The organism is Lysinibacillus sp. BNK-21, from assembly GCF_048684915.1.
GTDB classification, from domain to species: domain Bacteria; phylum Bacillota; class Bacilli; order Bacillales_A; family Planococcaceae; genus Lysinibacillus; species Lysinibacillus capsici.
This window is the reverse complement of the sequence record NZ_JBLQTS010000001.1, coordinates 3,237,796-3,257,417: the sequence shown is the minus strand read 5'-3', so window position 1 is coordinate 3,257,417 and position 19,622 is coordinate 3,237,796. Positions and strand designations below refer to the sequence as shown.

General features: G+C 38.1%; 27 protein-coding genes. 17 read left to right on the top strand and 10 right to left on the bottom strand.

Features of this window, described 5'->3' with window-relative positions; genetic code table 11:
* Window positions 1-3 precede the first annotated feature (3 nt).
* The 9 genes from ACMGGO_RS16760 (at window position 4) to ACMGGO_RS16720 (ending at window position 7,299) form a co-directional block, all read left to right on the top strand.
* Window positions 4-1,050, top strand: coding sequence for a type IV pilus twitching motility protein PilT (locus ACMGGO_RS16760; protein ID WP_048391346.1), 1,047 nt, complete (start codon window positions 4-6; stop codon window positions 1,048-1,050).
* On the top strand, window positions 1,047-2,252 hold the full coding sequence (locus tag ACMGGO_RS16755; protein WP_036080216.1) for a type II secretion system F family protein: 1,206 nt from the start codon (window positions 1,047-1,049) through the stop codon (window positions 2,250-2,252). Before ACMGGO_RS16760 ends, ACMGGO_RS16755 begins: the two co-directional genes overlap by 4 nt.
* Window positions 2,253-2,377: 125 nt before the next feature.
* Window positions 2,378-2,854, top strand: a complete 477-nt coding sequence (locus tag ACMGGO_RS16750; RefSeq protein WP_328012218.1) for a prepilin-type N-terminal cleavage/methylation domain-containing protein — start codon at window positions 2,378-2,380, stop codon at window positions 2,852-2,854.
* A 56-nt stretch (window positions 2,855-2,910) separates the two neighbouring features.
* Complete coding sequence (locus ACMGGO_RS16745; protein ID WP_420282074.1) at window positions 2,911-3,357, top strand: prepilin-type N-terminal cleavage/methylation domain-containing protein; 447 nt, start codon at window positions 2,911-2,913, stop codon at window positions 3,355-3,357.
* Window positions 3,358-3,469: 112 nt separating this feature from the next.
* The gene (gene pilM, locus ACMGGO_RS16740) at window positions 3,470-4,444 is read left to right on the top strand and encodes a type IV pilus biogenesis protein PilM (protein ID WP_054550587.1); all 975 of its coding nucleotides are present in this window, start codon (window positions 3,470-3,472) and stop codon (window positions 4,442-4,444) included.
* Complete coding sequence (locus tag ACMGGO_RS16735; RefSeq protein WP_115673522.1) at window positions 4,444-5,037, top strand: PilN domain-containing protein; 594 nt, start codon at window positions 4,444-4,446, stop codon at window positions 5,035-5,037. The genes pilM and ACMGGO_RS16735 overlap by 1 nt, the downstream gene beginning before the upstream one ends.
* Complete coding sequence (locus tag ACMGGO_RS16730; RefSeq protein ID WP_054550589.1) at window positions 5,034-5,726, top strand: hypothetical protein; 693 nt, start codon at window positions 5,034-5,036, stop codon at window positions 5,724-5,726. The genes ACMGGO_RS16735 and ACMGGO_RS16730 overlap by 4 nt, the downstream gene beginning before the upstream one ends.
* A 64-nt stretch (window positions 5,727-5,790) precedes the next feature.
* Window positions 5,791-6,543 carry a prepilin peptidase gene (locus ACMGGO_RS16725; RefSeq protein WP_319840052.1) on the top strand — a complete coding sequence of 251 codons (753 nt, stop codon included), beginning with the start codon at window positions 5,791-5,793 and terminating at the stop codon, window positions 6,541-6,543.
* A gap of 33 nt (window positions 6,544-6,576) precedes the next feature.
* Complete coding sequence (locus ACMGGO_RS16720; RefSeq protein WP_315054919.1) at window positions 6,577-7,299, top strand: gamma-glutamyl-gamma-aminobutyrate hydrolase family protein; 723 nt, start codon at window positions 6,577-6,579, stop codon at window positions 7,297-7,299.
* 107 nt (window positions 7,300-7,406) lie between these two features.
* On the opposite strand, the gene lexA is transcribed toward ACMGGO_RS16720, so the two are convergent.
* Window positions 7,407-8,024: a transcriptional repressor LexA gene (gene lexA, locus ACMGGO_RS16715; RefSeq protein ID WP_004232118.1), complete on the bottom strand. Its 618-nt coding sequence runs from the start codon at window positions 8,022-8,024 to the stop codon at window positions 7,407-7,409.
* 166 nt (window positions 8,025-8,190) lie between these two features.
* On the opposite strand from lexA, the gene yneA reads away from it, so the two are divergent.
* Window positions 8,191-8,505, top strand: a complete 315-nt coding sequence (yneA, locus tag ACMGGO_RS16710; protein ID WP_066036589.1) for a cell division suppressor protein YneA — start codon at window positions 8,191-8,193, stop codon at window positions 8,503-8,505.
* On the top strand, window positions 8,502-9,167 hold the full coding sequence (locus ACMGGO_RS16705) for a YneB family resolvase-like protein (protein WP_004232122.1): 666 nt from the start codon (window positions 8,502-8,504) through the stop codon (window positions 9,165-9,167). Before yneA ends, ACMGGO_RS16705 begins: the two co-directional genes overlap by 4 nt.
* Window positions 9,168-9,195: 28 nt before the next feature.
* On the opposite strand, the gene def is transcribed toward ACMGGO_RS16705, so the two are convergent.
* The 4 genes from def to ACMGGO_RS16685 all read right to left on the bottom strand — a co-directional run bounded on the left by def (window position 9,196) and on the right by ACMGGO_RS16685 (window position 11,122).
* Window positions 9,196-9,771 (bottom strand): peptide deformylase, encoded by a 576-nt coding sequence (def, locus tag ACMGGO_RS16700; protein WP_259950923.1) that lies wholly within the window; start codon window positions 9,769-9,771, stop codon window positions 9,196-9,198.
* Window positions 9,764-9,955 carry a helix-turn-helix transcriptional regulator gene (locus ACMGGO_RS16695; protein WP_066036592.1) on the bottom strand — a complete coding sequence of 64 codons (192 nt, stop codon included), beginning with the start codon at window positions 9,953-9,955 and terminating at the stop codon, window positions 9,764-9,766. The genes def and ACMGGO_RS16695 overlap by 8 nt, the downstream gene beginning before the upstream one ends.
* A gap of 98 nt (window positions 9,956-10,053) precedes the next feature.
* Window positions 10,054-10,587 carry a DJ-1/PfpI family protein gene (locus ACMGGO_RS16690; protein WP_048391323.1) on the bottom strand — a complete coding sequence of 178 codons (534 nt, stop codon included), beginning with the start codon at window positions 10,585-10,587 and terminating at the stop codon, window positions 10,054-10,056.
* A gap of 1 nt (window position 10,588) precedes the next feature.
* Window positions 10,589-11,122 carry a GNAT family N-acetyltransferase gene (locus ACMGGO_RS16685; RefSeq protein ID WP_420282073.1) on the bottom strand — a complete coding sequence of 178 codons (534 nt, stop codon included), beginning with the start codon at window positions 11,120-11,122 and terminating at the stop codon, window positions 10,589-10,591.
* Between the two features lie 187 nt (window positions 11,123-11,309).
* On the opposite strand from ACMGGO_RS16685, the gene ACMGGO_RS16680 reads away from it, so the two are divergent.
* From ACMGGO_RS16680 to ACMGGO_RS16670, 3 genes are all read left to right on the top strand, one after another.
* Window positions 11,310-11,543 (top strand): DUF896 domain-containing protein, encoded by a 234-nt coding sequence (locus tag ACMGGO_RS16680; RefSeq protein WP_004232132.1) that lies wholly within the window; start codon window positions 11,310-11,312, stop codon window positions 11,541-11,543.
* A gap of 126 nt (window positions 11,544-11,669) precedes the next feature.
* Complete coding sequence (gene tkt / locus ACMGGO_RS16675) at window positions 11,670-13,664, top strand: transketolase (protein WP_103117634.1); 1,995 nt, start codon at window positions 11,670-11,672, stop codon at window positions 13,662-13,664.
* 109 nt (window positions 13,665-13,773) lie between these two features.
* Complete coding sequence (locus ACMGGO_RS16670) at window positions 13,774-14,421, top strand: HAD family hydrolase (protein WP_374805858.1); 648 nt, start codon at window positions 13,774-13,776, stop codon at window positions 14,419-14,421.
* Window positions 14,422-14,466: 45 nt separating this feature from the next.
* Here the strand turns inward: ACMGGO_RS16670 and ACMGGO_RS16665 are convergent, their stop codons facing one another.
* The 5 genes from ACMGGO_RS16665 to ACMGGO_RS16645 all read right to left on the bottom strand — a co-directional run bounded on the left by ACMGGO_RS16665 (window position 14,467) and on the right by ACMGGO_RS16645 (window position 17,917).
* The gene (locus ACMGGO_RS16665; RefSeq protein ID WP_009370700.1) at window positions 14,467-15,099 is read right to left on the bottom strand and encodes a response regulator; all 633 of its coding nucleotides are present in this window, start codon (window positions 15,097-15,099) and stop codon (window positions 14,467-14,469) included.
* Window positions 15,074-16,114 (bottom strand): sensor histidine kinase, encoded by a 1,041-nt coding sequence (locus ACMGGO_RS16660; RefSeq protein WP_103117635.1) that lies wholly within the window; start codon window positions 16,112-16,114, stop codon window positions 15,074-15,076. Before ACMGGO_RS16660 ends, ACMGGO_RS16665 begins: the two co-directional genes overlap by 26 nt.
* The gene (gene liaF, locus ACMGGO_RS16655; RefSeq protein WP_066036595.1) at window positions 16,111-16,794 is read right to left on the bottom strand and encodes a cell wall-active antibiotics response protein LiaF; all 684 of its coding nucleotides are present in this window, start codon (window positions 16,792-16,794) and stop codon (window positions 16,111-16,113) included. Before liaF ends, ACMGGO_RS16660 begins: the two co-directional genes overlap by 4 nt.
* A 112-nt stretch (window positions 16,795-16,906) precedes the next feature.
* Window positions 16,907-17,545, bottom strand: a complete 639-nt coding sequence (locus ACMGGO_RS16650) for a PspA/IM30 family protein (protein ID WP_009370701.1) — start codon at window positions 17,543-17,545, stop codon at window positions 16,907-16,909.
* Window positions 17,546-17,560: 15 nt separating this feature from the next.
* The gene (locus ACMGGO_RS16645; RefSeq protein ID WP_048391315.1) at window positions 17,561-17,917 is read right to left on the bottom strand and encodes a hypothetical protein; all 357 of its coding nucleotides are present in this window, start codon (window positions 17,915-17,917) and stop codon (window positions 17,561-17,563) included.
* A gap of 338 nt (window positions 17,918-18,255) precedes the next feature.
* Here ACMGGO_RS16645 and sirA point away from each other — a divergent pair, with 338 nt between their 5' ends.
* The 3 genes from sirA to ACMGGO_RS16630 all read left to right on the top strand — a co-directional run bounded on the left by sirA (window position 18,256) and on the right by ACMGGO_RS16630 (window position 19,613).
* Complete coding sequence (gene sirA / locus ACMGGO_RS16640) at window positions 18,256-18,681, top strand: sporulation inhibitor of replication protein SirA (protein ID WP_004232148.1); 426 nt, start codon at window positions 18,256-18,258, stop codon at window positions 18,679-18,681.
* Between the two features lie 99 nt (window positions 18,682-18,780).
* The gene (locus ACMGGO_RS16635; RefSeq protein ID WP_004232154.1) at window positions 18,781-18,999 is read left to right on the top strand and encodes a YneF family protein; all 219 of its coding nucleotides are present in this window, start codon (window positions 18,781-18,783) and stop codon (window positions 18,997-18,999) included.
* Between the two features lie 110 nt (window positions 19,000-19,109).
* Window positions 19,110-19,613: an S-ribosylhomocysteine lyase gene (locus ACMGGO_RS16630; protein WP_048391314.1), complete on the top strand. Its 504-nt coding sequence runs from the start codon at window positions 19,110-19,112 to the stop codon at window positions 19,611-19,613.
* Window positions 19,614-19,622: the final 9 nt, after the last annotated feature.

The following is a 19,622-nucleotide window of genomic DNA, read 5'->3' as shown; positions in this document are numbered from 1 at the left end:
AAAATGACAGCATATTCAATCGTTGAATTATTAACACGTGCATTTGAAGAAAAAGCATCTGATCTTCATTTAACAAAAGGTATTCCACCAGTATATCGTATCCATGGGCAACTAGAGCATTATGGCACAATCCCACTTGAAACAGAGGATTTGAAGGCAATGGTAAAGGTCATTCTTCCTGTCCATAAACAACAGGAATTTGAGGATAAGGGAGAAACGGACTTTAACTTTTCATTGCCTGGGAAATGTCGATTCCGTGTCAATGCATACCATCAGCGAAATGAAGTGACGATTGCAGCTCGTTTAATTGAGGCTAAAATTCCTTCTATTGAAGCACTCAATATGCCACAGGTGTTATATAAGCTTGCGGAAAAACCACAAGGCTTAATTTTAGTAACTGGCCCAACAGGCTCAGGGAAATCAACTACCTTGGCAGCAATGATAGATCACATCAATGAAACAAGATCTAAACATATTATTACGTTAGAGGATCCAATTGAATATTTGCATACACATAAGAAGTCTGTCATCAATCAACGTGAGATTGGTGTCGATACAATGAGCTTTGCCAATGGTTTACGTGCATCATTACGTCAAGACCCAGATATTATTTTAGTTGGGGAGATGCGAGATTATGAAACCATTTCAACGGCTATTACGGCTGCTGAAACAGGGCATTTAGTTATGGCTACACTGCATACAAGTAGTGCACCAACGACGATCGACCGTATTATCGATGTATTTCCACCGCATCAGCAGAGTCAAATTCGTGTGCAGCTTGCGAATGTACTACAAGGTATTGTTTCTCAGCGTTTATTTGTACGTAAGGATGTAAAAGGGCGTATTGCTGCGACAGAAATTTTAGTACAGGCACCTGCTATTTCAAATTTAATTCGTAACGAAAAAATTCACCAAATTCCAAGTGTGATGCAAACAAGTAAAGCATTGGGTATGCACACATTGGAGTATTCCATGCAACACCTAATTACCACAGGTAAGATTTCACTAGAGGATGCAAGACCATATATGAACGCTGGTGATTATAGTTGACGATATTTCGTTATAGTGGTCGGACCAAAACAGGAGCGCCTAAAAAGGGCATTATCGAGGCACCGAATAAAAAGGTAGCCATGGAAAAGCTTCGAGCACAAGGAATTAATGCACGAGAACTTCAGGAGTCAAATAGCATTTTACATAAAGATATTGCTTTTGGAACAAAAGTAAAGCACCAGGAATTTGTTATTTATTGTCGACAATATGCGACATTAATTCGTGCTGGCGTTCCCGTTGTTGAAGCGACCCATATTTTGGGTGAGCAAACACGGAGTAAACCACTAAAGCGAGCATTGATGCAGGTTGAAGAGGATATTCGAAATGGTATGGCATTTTCAGATGCAGCAGGCAAACACCCAAAAGTGTTCCCATTGCTATTTGTCAATATGATGCGTGCTGGTGAGGCTACAGGGAACGTCGACGATACATTAGATCGTCTTGCAAGCACACTAGAGAAGCAATACAACATTAAGAAAAAAATTCAATCTGCTATGACCTATCCAGCGATTTTATCGCTTCTAACACTAGTGGTTGGTATGTTTTTAATGGTGTTCATTGTGCCAACCTTTATGGATGCATTTAAAGAAATGAATTTGGAAATGCCGTTAATAACGGTCATTGTAGTGGGTATTAGTGATTGGCTCATTCAGTTTTGGTACCTTGTGATTTTAGGGCTATTGGTATTAGTAGTGGGCCTTCACTATTTCTATAAAAATAATAAAGAGTTTCATTATGCCGTCAATGTATTTTTACTGCGTATGCCAATCTTTGGACAGCTTTTGCAAAAGGATATTATCGCGAGAATGACAAGAACCTTGTCAACACTCTTTAGCAGCTCCGTACCAATCTTACAAGCCTTAACAATTGTCGAAAAGGTTGGTGGTAATCCGGTAATGGGGAAAGTAGTACTGGAAGCGCGCGATAATTTAGAAAAGGGTGGCACATTATCAGAGCCACTTGAAAAAAGCTGGCTATTTCCACCGCTTGTAACACAAATGACATCAATTGGCGAGAAAACAGGGTCCTTGGATTACATGCTCGAAAAGATCGCTGATTTTTATGAAGAGGAAGTAAACCGTGCTGTCGATACCATGAAGTCACTCATTGAGCCTTTAATGATTGTGGTACTGGCTCTAGTTGTTGGAGTCATCGTTGCGGCTATATTCTTACCAATGTTCCAACTATATGAAAATATGTAATGTTTACAATATTTATATGGATGCCCTTTTGTTCCGCTTAATGGGAAATATCTACTTAGATTTGCTAACAAAAGGAAGCGGCAAGTAGGTATCTTCATGGTTAAGTATTAAAGGAGAGACTGGACATGGAAATTAGGGTAAAGAACGAAAAGGGCTTGACATTAGTCGAGTTATTGGCAGTCATTGTTATTCTAGCTATCGTTGCTGCCATTGCAATTCCAGCTATAAGTAATGTCATTGATAATTCACGTTATAAGGCATTAAAAGCAGATGCCATTAATGTTATTCATGCTGCGCAGTTTTATTTTATGGAGCATCCAACCGCTAATCAATGGCAAATAGTCGAAGTGGAAAAATTAGTATCCGACGGTTATTTAGACAGTGCTGGCAAAATATTAGAGGCAGATAAAGAGGGTCAGAGTGCCAATGTCCAATTTATCGAGGGCACCTATTACTTCAATGCGCATGCGATTTATTACAGCAATGGAAAATATATTAATTTTGATAATGCCACCTTACAGCATATTGCAGACGATATTCGTAAGGGCAGCAAGGGAACTGGTGGCAAATGTATAGGGCGAGATTGTGCAGCTTCGCCATAATGTTCAGAAGCGCGTGTACACACACTTCATATAAAACTATTAAGGAGGATTTCATTATGTTAAAAAAATGGAAAAATAAAAAACTATTGAAAAATGAGAAAGGTTTAACATTAGTTGAACTATTAGCTGTAATTGTTATCCTAGCAATTATCGCAGCAATCGCTGTACCTGCAATTGGTAATATTATTAATAAGTCGAAGGACCGTGCAATTTTAGCGGAAGCATCAAATATTCTCTCAGGGGCAAAGATTGCTTATATTGATGGGGCTTGTGTGGATAATTCATGTAGTAATACTGAGTTACAACCTTTTGTGGATGGCATAGTGCTACAGTCTGGTGATAAAGTAGACTATAATGACACGGCTAAAGAATGGACAATCACCTATTCAAGATTTGATGACTTAAAATTAGACGGATCTAAAACAAATCTTTCTGGAAAATCTATAACTGAAAATAATTTAAATAAGAATTTGACAAAAGCGGGCGTTCCAACGACACCTTAATCAGTCCTCCCAACCCATTCAGAAGCGCAGGAAAATTTGCGTTTCTGGCTGGGAAATGGATGACTAATTGAAAAAATCATTTATACTGAGTAGGATAAGGAGGTCTTTTCACATGTTTAAGAGAAAAAGAAAGTCGCATGTTTCGATTGAACTGAAGGATTATGTGCTACGTGCGATTGTGGCGAAAGGACCAGAGCCTAATCAGTGGCAGGGCTATGAATACCCTTTAGCAGCTGGAATCGTTGAAAATGGAACTATTATCGATGAGGTAGCTCTTTTTGAGGTAATTAAAGAGCAAGTAATGAAATGGACAGGGAAAAAACAGGCTGTTCGTATGTTTGTCCCTGATACGACGGTTCTATTAAAAAACTTTGAGCACCCTAAAGATGTAAAGCCTCAGGAATTAAGAGGATATGCTGAAATGGAATTGGGACATTCTATTCATTTACCATTTCAAGACCCTTTAATTGATGTGTATGATGCAGATGCCGAGGACGGCAAGGCTATCTTATTTGCTGCACCTTCTGAAGAGATTACGAAACTGGTTGGGATGCTGTTAGATGTTTCATTAGAACCCGAAGCTGCCGATATTCGTGCGCTTTGTAATATACGTTTATTAGAGCACATGTCCTTATTAATGCCTAATAAAACATATTTAATTGCAGAATGGTCGATTAATGAACTCTCCATCAGTATTTTTTCCAATGGCCAAGTGGAGTTTTTGCGCTATCAAACTATTGAAGTAGATATGACGCAATGGCAGGGGAAGAAAGAGAATGAGTCTAGCTATCAATTTATCTATAATGGCGAATCAGAGAATTATCAAATGGTCGTAATGGATCAGGTTTTGGAGATTGATCGGATGATGAATTTCTTTAAGTTTTCTTTACATAAAGGTGAAAAAACAGTGGATGAAATTATCATGCTTGGCGATAACCCACTATTGAAATCAATTGGGAACTTACTAGCTTCTAATTTAGAACCACCACTAAGGGTTGTCGATGGGAAAAAAATTGAGAAATCGTTTCCGCGCTTTAAGCGAGAATTTTCAACGTTGCTTGGCTTAGCTTTGAAGGAGGTTCGTTAATGGTTCCAGATATAAACCTCTTACCACAACTTGAAAAAAGAACAACCTCTCCCAAGCTTTTTTATAGCTTGGTGATTGTCATTGTGGGACTTATTGTAGCTTATTTACTTTTTTTATTTTTTACATCCAATAGTGAATTGTCACGATTGACTGCAGAGGAACAGGCATTAACAACACAGCTTGATCAATTGCAGCAAGAGCTAGACGCACGACAAAATGTCGATCAGGGTTCGTTGGAAAAGTCAGTAACTTTTATTCAAAGCGTTTCTTATCCTGTAACACCGTTAATTGATGAAACAAAAACTTTATTACCAACTCATTCCTATTTACGTAGCTATGTTTTCGGAGAGAACTCGGTGAATATTGAAGTGGATTTTGAAACGATGACAGATATATCGAAATATGTGGAGCGACTTTTAATGAGTAGCTATTTTACAGATGCTCAAATTAACACTGTCTCAAACTTTGAAATAGAGCTAGGTGAACAAAGGGTGTTAACACCCCAACAAAAATTTAAAGAAGTACCGCGATATTCAGTGTCCATTACAGCGACAATCGATTTTATGTATTTAGCTGGAGGACGACGCTCATGAATAAATTAACGAGTAGTAAAAATTCGTCTATGATCTTGTTACTGGCGCTGATAGCTGCTATTTTATTTGCGCTGTATTATTATTTGCTTTCACCAAAATTGGATGAAGTGAATGAAAAAGAGAGTAATGTATTGCAGGTGCAGCAAGAATTAGCTAGTGTCAAAGAACAACTAGCACAATTAGACAAAGAGCAGGGACAGCCTACTATCAATATATTAGCCTTAAGACAAAAGCTACCTGTAACAAGAGCCGTTGAAAAGATTATTCTTGATTTAGCTGAGATTGAAGAGGTGACAGGAACTCGTGTACTGTCTTTAACTGTTCAAGGTGAGGACGGCACTGTGACACCTTCAGATGAATCGAATGATCTTAATATGTTGGAGCAGGCTGAAGCAGAGGTCAATGGTGATCAGGAGAACAAGGAGACTACTACACCGATTGCATCTCTTTCGAAGGACTCTTTACCAACTAATTTAAAGCTTGTTACTTTTATATTAGAGGTGGGTGCGCTTGATTTTAATTCTCTTGAAAGCTTTTTACAGGAGGTTGAACAATTAGAGCGTATCATGAAAACCGATAAGATTGAATTTAAATTGCCTGGAGAGCAGGCACAGCTTGAGAAAGATGCAGATCTTACGTTAAAGGCAACAGTGCAAGTGACGACGTTCTATTACGAAGAACAACAATAACTTTATTGATAGGCGCACCATACTTCATTTGTATGGGCGCCTATTGGTTTAGGAGGACATAAAATTGGAAATGGCTTATACGATCTTTATTTTTTTATTTGGACTTGTCTTTGGCTCTTTTTATAATGTAGTTGGCTTACGTGTACCACAGAAGGAGTCGATTGTACATCCTCCTTCACATTGTCCAAAATGTCAGAGACGACTGACGGCGCTTGATTTAGTACCAGTTTTGTCTTATGTATTTTTAGGAGGAAAATGTCGGGGTTGTGGCAATAAAATTTCTTGGGTTTACCCAGTCATAGAATTAATGACAGGTGTATTATTTGCCTTTGCTTATGGGCAGTTAGGCTGGGGCATAGAATTGATAGTAGCACTCTTTTTTATCTCTTTATTAATTATTATCGTTGTATCAGATTTAGCATATATGCTAATTCCAGATAAGGTGTTAGTATTCTTTTTACCTTTGCTAGCTATTGGACGAGTGCTGTCACCATTAACACCGTGGTGGGACTCTCTTGTGGGTGCTGTGGTTGGTTTTGGCATATTATATATCATTGCTGTGCTATCAAACGGTGGCATGGGTGGAGGCGATATTAAATTATTCTTTTTAATTGGTCTCGTTCTGGGTACGATTGATACACTGTTAACGCTATTTTTAGCTGCAGTTATTGGTATGATTGTCGGGATTACCATGTTATCGAAAAACAAACAGGGGAGAAAAACACCCATTCCGTTTGGGCCATCTATTGCATTGGCCGCAGTTATTGTTTATTTCTATGGCGATGTATTAATTAATTGGTATCTAGGCTTTTGGTAATTGTGCAATTTTCAAGAATTTGGAGGGAAGCAAGTGAAACCGATTATTGGTATTACAGCCTTTGTTGAGGATGATTTATCCTCTCGATTAAATGCTGCTTACAGTAAAAGCATCATTGAAGCAGGTGGAATTCCACTGATTATTCCAATTGGAGTAGAAGAAGAGGCAGCCCAGATTTTAGCCCTTACAGACGGTTTATTATTATCTGGTGGTCATGATGTGCACCCATTTCTATTCGGGGCTGAGCCTTCATTAAAGCTTGGAAAAATTCATCCAGCGCGAGATACGATTGAGTTAGCATTGATTGAAGCCGCATTCCAACGTAAGATGCCTATTTTCGGGATCTGTCGAGGAATTCAAATACTAAATGTTGCATTAGGTGGTACCTTATATCAGGATATTGATAGTGATCACTTTAGTACCAAGTTACTCCAACATATGCAGCAATCAGGTCGAGCTGTAGCTACCCATTCTGTACAGGTTATTGCTGACAATCTATTAGCGACTATCGTTGAACAAGAGAAAATAGCAGTGAATTCATTTCATCATCAAGCGGTGAATGTTTTAGCAGAAAAATTAAAAGTAGCGGCAAAATCTAACGACGGTATTATCGAAGCGGTAGTTCATGAGGAGATGCCATTTTGCTTAGCTGTTCAGTGGCATCCTGAGGAACTAGCCATAGCAGGAGATGAGAGTGCTCAAAAGCTATTTTCAGCCTTTATTGAAGCGAGCATAAAATTTAAGAAGGAAGCTTAGAAGAGGCATTGTACAAAGAATCCAATCGTATGTGGATTCTTTTTTTGCGTAAAAAAGAGGATACATGCTCTTAGAAGGAACATAATCCTCAAAATCTGCTTTAATCGTTAATGTACACGTCTATAAAGACCTACAACTTGTCCTAAAATAGAAACTTGATCGACAATAATTGGTTCCATAGAAGAATTTTCAGGCTGTAAACGGAAATGGTTTTTCTCTTTAAAGAAACGTTTTACAGTTGCTTCATCCTCAGCTGTCATAGCTACAACAATATCCCCATTATTAGCTGTTGCCTTTTGTTTTACAATGACTAAATCTCCATCTAAAATCCCAGCTTCAATCATTGATTCCCCCATGATTTCTAGCATGAACAATTGATCTTCACTTGTGCCATACGTATCGGGTAATGGGAAGTATTCTTCAATATTTTCAATTGCTGTAATTGGAGAACCAGCTGTAACCTTCCCGACAAGTGGGACATGGATCACCTGTTGTTTTTGAATGGATTCTTCAGGCTCTAAAATTTCAATTGCACGTGGCTTTGTTGGATCTCGACGAATAAAGCCTTTTTGTTCTAATCGAGCTAAATGTCCATGAACAGTTGAACTGGAAGCAAGTCCAACTGCTTCACCAATTTCACGTACTGATGGCGGATATCCTTTAGCTCGTACCTCTTCCTTAATGAAAGCTAAAATGTCCTCTTGTCTTTTCGAAACTTTTTTCATGAGTGCTCACCTCTTTTTTCTAAAATCATTCTTCTTATTTGATAGTATAACAGAATGCGAACATGTATGCAAACATAGGTTCGAAAAGTGTTTGACAAAAACGTTTGTTCGCTTTATTATAGGAACATACATTCCGAACAAACATTCTTAAAAAGGGGTAATGATTATGACATGGTTGAAGAAAAACACACATATCTCAATTTTAATAGGAGCTTGTTTATTATTTGCAGCATACCTTTACATTACTGATCCAGGAAAAGTTAGTTACGCAGAAATTCAAATCGAACATGGGGATAGCTTGTGGTCGTTAGCCGAGCAATATCGTGGTAAGATGAGTACTGATGATTGGATAAAGCTTGTAAAAACTGAAAATGAACTAGCAGATATTAAAATTGTAGCGGGAAAATCTCTAGTTATTCCTGTAGTGAGTGATCAAGCCAGTCCCATCAATACTATCGAAATTGCGAGAAATGAACAATGATAAATAATCAACTATCGGCTGTTGTCTATTGTCGCGTAAGTACTGAAAAAGAAACACAAAGCTCCTCATTAGAGCGCCAGCAGGAAGAGTTGCTGCGCTATGCTAAAGAGCAAGGCTATGCGGTGAAGGGCGTGTTTAAAGATCAACATAGTGGCTATGATGTAGAACGTGAAGGCTTGCTAGAGATGCTTGATTTTATAAAAGATAAGAACATTAATGCTCTTTTTGTCCAAGATGAAACTCGTTTAGGACGAGGCAATGCAAGGATGGCTGTATTACATTTATTACAAAAGTCAGCAACTGATGTTTTTTCTATGCGTGATGCAGGCCCAGTCCAATTAAATGAAATGGATACGATGCTGCTTGAAATTTTAGCGATTGTAGAGGAATATCAGCGTAGAATCCATAATGCTAAAATTCGACGAGGTATGCGACGTGCTGTAGAAAACGGTTATCGTCCAGAAAATAATTTATCGAATCGAGGTAATCCGCAGGGGCAGGAGCGAAAAGATCTACCTGTAGAGGAAATTGTGAAGCTACGCAAACGTGGATTTACCTTTGAAGAAATTTCTATAACGCTTAGAGGGTTAGGCTTTGAGGTAAGTAAGGCGACAGTACATCGTCGTTTCCAAGAGCACCAAGAAAGATTAGCAGGAAAATAATATTCCTGCTAATTTTTTTTGTAAAAAACTACTGAAGGGAAGAAAAACTTTCGATGATAACATGATTTGGCAGTTGGAAAGGGTACTCTTTATTTATTCGGTCATAAAACATGATGCCATTTAAATGATCGATTTCATGCTGTACAACGATGGCCCCGTAGCCCTGTAACTGTACAATGATTTCATGTCCATCGATGTCGTAAGCTTTGACTTTAATTCTCTCATATCTCGGTACAAAACCAGGGACAGGTCGATTTACAGATAGACAGCCTTCTCCTTCCGGTAGATAAATCATATTAAGGGAATGACTCATTATTTTAGGGTTAATCAGCATCATTTCTTGGTCATCAAAGAGTACAACAAACATTCGTTTATCTACGCCAATTTGATTAGCAGAGAGTCCACTTCCAGGGCGAAGCTTATATTTTTTTGCTAGCGTTTGATTTTGGCTATTTTTCAGATATTGCAGCATGGCTAGGAGGGTATTTCGGTCCTCATTTGTCACTGGTATCGACACTTCTTGAGTTTGTTTTCTTAAAATTGCCGAGTGTTCTTTCACAAAATCCTTCATTGTAATCATATAATCCGGGTGAAATTTAGTCATAGATAAACACCTCATCAATACGGCTATTGAGAACCTTAGCAATCTTAAAAGCTAATTCTAGGGTCGGATCATATTTATCATTTTCAATACTATTAATGGTCTGTCTCACAACTCCACACTCTTTTGCAAGAGCAGCTTGTGTTATGCCTAATTTTTTTCTTAAAATTTTGATGATGTTCTTCAGAAAGATCCCTCCATTTTGTCCAAAGTATTAGACATATATCGTAAGATAAGAATTAAAAAATGTCCAACTAATTGGACATTTGGGTTTTAAATCATCACTTAATACCAATTTTCATCAAAATTTAGCTTTAACGCATGCCCGAAACAAATACCGAAAGGAATAAAACCTCTTCCTCTTGCTGTAATGATATTTCCATCTTGTACCACTAGTTCATCTGAATAGTTATGAAGTTCAAAGCACCCTAACTGCTCCATGCCATCTAAAGGTAGTCCTACTGTATATTTTTTGTTCTTTAAGACCCCTGCTTTTGCTAATAGGTAAGGGGAGCTAGAAATACTTGCAATCATTCCTCCTTTTGCAGATAGAAGACGAATGAAGTCTAGTAAGCTCTCTTCAAGTTGTAATGTAGAAATATCCATACAGCCTGGTAATAGTAGACTATCAATATCGTCAAGCTCTACCTCATTCACGGATAAATCAGCTATACAATTTAAACCAGATTCTCCTCTGATAGGTTTGGTATTCGATCCAAGTGTGATGATGGGTTTACCGCCTTGCATTAATATGGACAAAGCAACACTCAATTCATATTCACTAAATTGTGGGTATAATAACACCGCAGTTTTCTTCATTTCATACACCTCTTACCTTTTGATTGTTCCATTCTTCCTCTAAAATAGCGTAATAGTATTCATCCCACCAAGTCTCTCCATGAGGAATGCATTTTTTGAAAAATCCTTCTTGGCGCATTCCGATTTTTTCCATGACTCGGTAAGAAGCGATATTTTCTGGCTGGCATGTGGCAATAATTCGATGAAGTTTCATTTTATTAAAGCCGTGATCTAATAGGGCCTGAGCAGCTTCAGAAGCATAGCCATGATTATGATAGGCAGGGTTCATAACCCATCCAATTTCATACGTATGGTCGCCAAAGTATTTGTGGAAAACAAGATGACCAATGACTCGCTGTTGTTCACGTAAAACAATGGCGAAATGTTTTGCTTGCTCGTTGCTATTCTCTGTTACGAAATTTTGAACCTGATCTTCATTCAACACACCCTCTGGCATATAGTGCATGACCGTTTTGTCGGACATATAGCTATAAACTGCCTGCCAATCTTGGGCTTCAAATGTTCGAATAAGTAGTCTAGGTGTTGTGATGTTCATGATAGCCCCTCCTATTATCTATCAAATTTTTCCTTTTATTATTAGTTATACACCTCTAACTTCTGGAAGTCATGTAAATAATGGCTAAGAAGTGTTTTTAAGGGTTGGTATAACTGCATTTTAAGGGAAACCATGCTATACTTTGCATACTGAGGTCATTAAGCTAGGTACTGAAAGGTGTGTAACCATGTTATCAAAGGAAAAAATTAACCGAATTAATGAATTATCTGCTAAAGCAAAAAGCGGACAATTAACAGAGGAAGAAGCAAAGGAGCGAACAGCGCTTCGCAAGGAGTATTTAGATACGTTTAGAGCAACTATGCGAGATACAATTGAAAACGTTAAAGTGGTAGATGCAGAAGGAAATGATGTAACTCCTGAGAAGGTAAAACAAGCACAAAAAAATAAATTTCTAAATTAATGTGACACAATTCAATAAAGTATGTATGAAAACGCAAATAGTATAACAAAAGCATTGTTTTCTAAAGCAATGTTGACTAAACTGTAAAAGAACAATATATAGGACGAGAAAGGATGTCACAATATAATGACTCAACACGCGGATCTTTTAGCTATTAATGCTATCCGAACTTTGTCAATCGATGCTATTGAAAAAGCAAATTCTGGTCACCCAGGTTTACCAATGGGAGCAGCGCCAATGGCTTATACGCTTTGGACAAAACAATTACGCCATAATCCAGCAAATCCAAAATGGTTTAACCGTGATCGTTTTGTACTATCAGCAGGTCATGGCTCAATGCTTTTATACAGCTTACTTCACCTTGGAGGCTATGGTTTACCAATGGAAGAAATTCAAAACTTCCGCCAATGGGATTCATTAACACCAGGACATCCTGAATACGGTCATACAGTAGGGGTAGAGGCAACAACTGGTCCTCTTGGACAAGGAATCGCTATGACTGTTGGTATGGCAATGGCTGAGCGCCATTTAGCCGCTACTTACAATAAACCAGGTCATGACATTGTTGACCACTACACATTTGCGTTATGTGGCGATGGGGACTTAATGGAAGGTGTAGCAGCAGAGGCGATTTCATTAGCTGGTCACTTAAAACTTGAAAAATTAATCGTACTTTACGATTCTAATGATATTTCTTTAGATGGTGACTTAGAAAAGTCATTTTCAGAAAACGTTCAAAAACGCTTTGAATCTTATGGTTGGAATTATTTAAAAGTGGCAGATGGTACAGATGTAGATGCTATTAATGCAGCCATTGAAGAAGCCAAAAAATCTACTGGCAAGCCAACATTAATTGAAGTGAAAACAGTGATTGGTTTTGGTTCTCCAAATAAATCTGGTAAAGCAGATTCTCACGGTGCACCACTTGGTACAGATGAAGTTGTCTTAACGAAGGCTGCCTATGAGTGGGCACATGAACCATTCCAAATTCCTGCAGAAGTTTACGATACATTTAATGCGGCTGCTGAAGTGCAAGGCGCACAACCAGAGGAAGCTTGGAATGCAAAATTTGCTGCATACAAAGAAGAATTCCCAGCGTTAGCAGCTCAATTCGAGAAAGCGATGAATGGTGAATTACCAGAAGACTTTGCTTCTGAGTTACCTGTATATGAAGCTGGTAAATCTGTAGCAACTCGTTCTTCTTCAGGCGATGCAATTAATGCTATTGCGAAGAAAACACCTTCATTCTTTGGTGGTTCAGCTGACCTTGCTGGCTCCAATAAAACAACGATGAAGGGTGCAGGAGATTTCTCAGCAGACGACTATGCTGGACGTAACATCTGGTTCGGTGTTCGTGAATTTGCAATGGGTGCTGCTATGAACGGAATGGCTCTTCACGGTGGTTTAAATGTATTCGGTGGTACATTCTTCGTATTCTCTGATTACGTTCGTCCTGCAATTCGTCTATCTGCATTAATGGGTCTTCCTGTAACATACGTATTCACACATGATTCGATTGCAGTAGGGGAAGATGGTCCAACACATGAACCAATCGAACACCTTGCATCATTACGTGCAATGCCAAACCTATCTGTTATTCGCCCTGCGGATGCAAATGAATCAGCAGTTGCGTGGGAGCTTGCAGTAGCAGCAGAAAAAACACCAACTGTTCTTGTATTATCTCGTCAAAACTTACCTGTTCTTGACGCTTCTATTGAAACAGTACGTGAGGGCGTAGCAAAGGGTGCTTACACAGTGTCTCCAGCTACAAAAGAAGTGGCAGATGCTATTTTAATTGCAACAGGCTCTGAGGTTTCGCTTGCTGTCGAAGCACAAAAAGCATTAAAAGCAGATGGTATAGATGTAGCAGTTGTTTCTATGCCATCTATGGATCGCTTCGAAAAACAAGACGCAGCTTACAAAGAATCTGTTCTACCAAAAGCTGTTACAAAACGTCTTGCAATTGAAATGGGGGCATCATTCGGCTGGCATAAATATACTGGCTTTGAAGGCGATGTTCTAGCAATTGATAAGTTCGGTGCATCTGCTCCGGGTGAATTAGTAATGGAAAAATACGGCTTCACTGTTGAAAACGTAGTAGCAAAAGTGAAAGCACTATAATTTACAACAAATACCACAATACTCAGCGATTTAAACATCAACTGAGTGTTGTGGTACTTTTTTTAGCGGCAAACACAGTATGTGAAAACTCCATAAAAAGGGTGAGCGAATGAAGAACTATAAAGTTGTGTTATTTGACCTAGATGGAACATTATCTGATCCCAAAATAGGAATCACTAAATCAGTGCAACATGCTTTACAGAAGGCGGGCGTCATGGTGAATGATTTGGATGAACTGGAACCATTCATTGGACCACCATTACAAGTATCTTTTCAAGAAATTTATGGATTCAATGATACACAAATAACGCAAGCAATTAGAGATTACCGAGAACGATTTACGGAAAGGGGAATGTTTGAAAATAAATTATATGAAGATATTCCAGCTTTGTTAGCTCATTTAAAGCAACAAGGATATATACTAACTATTGCCACCTCAAAACCAACTGTCTTTGCGGAACAAATCATAAAGTATTTTCAGCTAGAGTCCTATTTCGATCTAGTCGTAGGAAGTCACTTAGATGGTTCACGTTCTGCCAAAGGTGAGATTATTGCAGAGGTACTTCAACAACTTGATTCCTATCCAAAAGAGCAATTTATTATGATTGGGGATCGAAAATATGATTTAATCGGCGCTCGTGAAAATCAAATCGATGCCATCGGTGTGACATATGGTTTTGGGTCGCTAGAAGAATTAAAAAATGAAGAGCCTATATATATTGTGGACCATGTAAATGATCTCCTAAAATACCTCTAAAAACACGAAAAACTGCATGTCAGCATGCAGTTTTTTTATGTAGGATTATTTAGCAAGTCCGTTTTGGAAGGCGTAGACGACGGCTTGAGTACGATCTTGAACTTCTAGCTTTGCTAAAATATTACTAACATGTGTTTTTACCGTTTTCAAGGCAATATATAGCTCATCAGCGATTTCCTGATTGGCTTTACCCTGGGCCATTAGCAATAATACTTCCATTTCACGTTCAGTCAATTGTTCGTATAGTGGCGTACTATTGCCGTGGCGCATGCGGTGCATCATTTTGGAAGTGACCTCTGGCTCTAATACCGTTTCGCCACCCATCGTTTTTCGAATAGCATCTGCAATTTGTTTGGCATTAGATGTTTTTAAAATATAGCTTACCGCGCCAGCCTCTAAGGCAGGATATACTTTATCATCATCTAAAAAACTAGTCACCATCATGATTTTTGCCTCAGGCCATGCTGCTAATATTTCCACTGTTGCCTCTGCTCCTGTCATAACAGGCATCACATTATCCATTAAAATAATATCAGGCCTTAGCGCTAGGGCACGTTCCACAGCTTCTTTACCGTTCTCAGCCTCACCTACAACCGTAATATCTGGCTGTGCTGAAAGATAGGCTGACACACCAATCCGTACCATTTCATGATCATCCACTATGAGCACTTGTATCATCGACATTGACCTCCTCTTTTTGTAAAGGAATTTTAACCTCTACAATTGTTCCTTCACCAGGCACTGATACAATTTTATAGGTGCAGCCAATTTCAACTGCTCGTTCAGCTATATTTTGTAAACCGTATGATGTGGATTTATCTTCCTCCACATCAAAGCCTAAACCATTATCTTGAATTCGTAAAATAGCTAAGTCGTCTCGTGCCACAAGAAGTAATTCCACCTCACTTGCTTTGGCATGACGCAGCGTATTGGAGAGTGCCTCCTGTGCAATACGAAATAAATGATCTTCCTCTGCTTTAGTTAAGGCCATTTCTTCTAATTCATATTCTATATGGAAATAAACTTTTTGCTGAAGTTCAATAATCAATTCCTCTAAGCCTTGTGCCAATGTTTTATTGTGTAAAGCTACAGGCCGTAAGTGTAGCAGTAATGCACGCATTTCTAGCTGAGCCTGCTGAACGATTTTCTCCACCTGTTTTAAGCTAGTAGCATGTTCGTCATTTTCAGTTAATGCAGATAGTAACATAGAGGCAGCAAATAGTTGCTGTGACACAGAATCATGGAGTTCTCTAGCTAGTCGTTGGCGTTCAGCAATAATACGCTCCTGAATAATTTTATCATTGGCCTCAGCCCGTTCATTGGACAAACGCTGTAAACTTTTACGTTGCGTATCAATTAATTCACTCGTTTGGACAAGTGCCTTTTTTAACGATTTCGGAAGAGCTTGTTTTTTAGGAAAAACAAAATCAGGCTCGATCAGTTGTTTCACTATTCGTGTTGCCTGCGCTTCTCGTGCCCTTGCAGTCATACTGATCCAGCTGGCAAACAGGAAGCTAAGTATAAACAGGCTAACTATGATGATGCCACCTAGAGGGATATTATCGTAATTCTGCTGCCATAAGGGCTCCCATGTTTTTTCATCAGGATTTCCCCATAGTGCAACAAGAAGACCGAAAACAGCACTCATTAAAATAAAAAGTAATGTAAATAATCTTGAGATAAAGGCTATCATTTTCGTAGCACCTCCAAATCTCCAAGCCAGGTTGCGACATGAATAATTAGTACACGTTTAGCATCCTCAGGGTTGCCGTCTGAGAAAGTAATACTTTCATTTACTATACGTTGCGGCCCTACATGTAAGCAGGAGAGCTCACCAAATAACGTCGTATACTGTAAACGGAATGGAATTTCATAAGGAATATAAATTTGAACTTTACCAATACCTTGTCGAATTGTAATAAGACTAGTGCCAGCTGGTAAAATCGTTTGCGTTGTATCGATGGTAATATCTCCAGCGAGGCGCTGAATTTGTACATCTTGCCATTTATAAGCTTCTATAGGCGCTGGCATTGTACCAATTAAGTCATTTTTAATCGCAGGAAGCTTTTCAAAAAGCTCTGCGCCAACTACTTTTGGCTCGTTTTCTCTTTGCAAGTATTGATAGAGCATATATAAGAGCATGATGACAATAAATAAACGTAAGCTCCACATCGTGAACAAAGCAATGGCAATAAAGAAAATTCCTGTCCATTTAAAAAATCGAACTTTTTTGGAAAAACTCAAATAAAGAAGTACAGCCCCAATCAATAAACAGAAGGCACCACCATTATTAAATATAGTTAGCTCCACAAAGACGAGTAAAAAGAAGCAAAGAACCCAAAATGTGAGCTTATTTGTTGTGAAATTTTGCATGAGGGTCACCCTTCCTTCTACTAATAGTATAAGAGAGGGAATGGGACCCTCTATTCTTAAACGTGAAAGAATGCGCCTTTTAATGTTGGCGCATTGCTTTCATTATACCATGTTATTTATTTTCAATTAGCAGTGGTGAGCTTTCTTCTACTGCTTTTTTTTCTAATTCTGCCAGTCTTGCCTCAAAAGTTGTAAGCTCATGGTCTTTATCGATTTGATAAGCTAATTTATCGATATATGCTTCTAAATCTTCAAAGTTTGTTTTATTATTTTTGGCGATCATTCCATCCATTTGATGATGGGCGCGAGTTACATTTTCTTTCCCCATCAGCTGTAATTGACGTACTTTCATATCTTTAATTTTATGCTTCATTGTTTCAAATTTACGCTCGAGCTCGAAGTATTCACGAGTACTTGCTTCAATGCTAGCTTGTAATGTAAGGTTACGAGCTGAATAAGCTGTTACTTCATCCGTAGCGAAATCAATTAAGTCCTGCTCTCCGCTAGATTTTGCTAATGCTAATTGAGATTCACGTTTCGCTAGTAAATCTGCGTTTTCTTTGTATTCTTGTTCTAGCTTTTCTTTTAATTGCCCTTGTCGCTCTAATAATTTGCCTGTTTGTTCTGTTTGCTTTTCTGCTTCACGAATGTATTGATTTAACATCGCAATCGGATTTTTTTGTTCCTTCTTATCAAATAATTGGTGTAAGTCTGCCTCTACTGTATATCTAAAACGTTGAAATAAGTTCATTTAAAATCGCTCCTTTTATTTTGTTAAATTTGACCATTCTTTTTCAAAGTTTGTAAACGGATCTTCTTCTTTTTTTCCTTCAATTGTAGGGATTTTTACATCTTCGCCATTCCATTTTTTATAGATAACATAGATAATGGCGATGGCAGCAAGTCCTACCATTGCTGGAATGTTAGACACTGCTGATAGGACACCGATTAAACCAACTGTAAACCAGAAAATTTTACCGAAAGATGACTTACTAGCAATGTAGAAGTGCATGCCCAGTGCTACAAATAATCCAGAGAATAATAACCCCGCCAGTGGTCCAATTAACGCTAGTGCAACACATGCTGCAATGACGCCTCCAGTTAATAAAAGAAATTTTTTCATTTGTTTTAGCTCCTTTCGTTTGTACCTTTATGTTACCTATTTACAAGATTGTCTAAAACGGACTCGAAATTGATTTTGAACTAGGTCTTGAGGCTGAGATCCATCTAAGCAGCCAAAATAGAAGGTTTTTAGCTGTGTTTAATAAGACTTTTTCTTGTTTTTGGAAAAATATTAATTATTTTTGGTTGAAAATACCATTTGCCATAAAGTCATTTATAGACCCGAAACTAGAATTTTTTCGACAAAAATAGAAGAGAGATCCCTCCTTCGTTTGACAAATAAACAAGATTGAATGAGCTATACTTATGAAAAAGAAACTGAGCGAAGGAGGATTTCTGGTGAGAACCTATTCGATATATAAGATAAAAGAAGAGCATTTAACGTTTATTTTTGGCAGAGAGCGTAAGTTGTTAGAGATGATGCAAGGTTGTGAAGATGCCAATGAGAAATCCTTAAAAGAGCTTGCATATATATGTGAATCCGTTCGTTTTGAGGAGATTGCAGCCATGTTAGAGCATCAACTTGATTCCAAATATGCACACCTAGAAAGAGCTCGTAATGCTTTGTTTTTAGAACATCCGATCAAAGGTAAAATGGCTATTTATTTAGTAGATCGTAAAATTTGTGTTTACTGTGAAGGTTCGCGAATGCTAGATTTAGATTTATTTCAAATGCTTGCTAAAATGAGTGAACGTTTTATTGCTTTTAATAAACAGGATAATGAGTGTGGGTGGTTAAAGCCGATGAAGTATACAATGCACTAGGAAAATTCACTACAATATATAGTAACACGCTATTATTTGGTGTATAATGGAGCGTGGAGAGTTTTTTCTCGGTATATTGTAGTGGAGGAGGTTGGTTGTATGCCTACATGGGGCTGGATTATTATCGTAATTATCGCATTAGCAGCGGGCGCAGCACTTGGTTTCTATTTCGCTCGTCAAGCTATGATGAAATATTTGAAAGAAAACCCACCTATTAATGAGCAAATGATTCGTATGATGATGGCGCAAATGGGTCGTACGCCGTCTGAAAAGCAAGTACGTCAAATGATGGCGCAAATGAATAAATTCCAGAAGTAATTTGGAATGTTCCGAGCAACTAGTTCAAGCTTAACTAGTTGTTTTTTTATTTTTAATAGTATTTAAATAATTCTTAAAAATCATACAACTCTATCGGGAAACTATGTATAATGGAGTTACTATACGGAAGGGAGTTGTGTATATTGCAAAAAGAAAAAACAAATGTAGAAAGTTTTGATCTAGATCATACAAAAGTGAAGGCACCTTATGTTCGTTTAGCCGGTGTGAAAACGGGCAAAAATGGCGATGAAGTATATAAATACGATATTCGTTTTAAACAGCCAAATAAGGAGCATATGGAAATGCCTGCATTACATTCTTTAGAGCATTTATCTGCTGACATTATCCGTAATTACTCTGATCATATTGTTGATTTCAGTCCAATGGGTTGTCAAACAGGCTTCTATGTGTCCTTGATCAATCATAATGATTATGAGGATTTATTAGCTATTTTAGAGAACACATTTACAGATGTGACAAAGGCAACCGCAGTGCCTGCCTGCAATGAAGTGCAATGTGGCTGGGCTGCTAGCCATAGTTTAGAAGGGGCCCAAGCATTAGCGAAAGAGTTTTTAGCGAAACGTGATGAATGGCATATTATTTTTGAAGATTAAATAAAATAA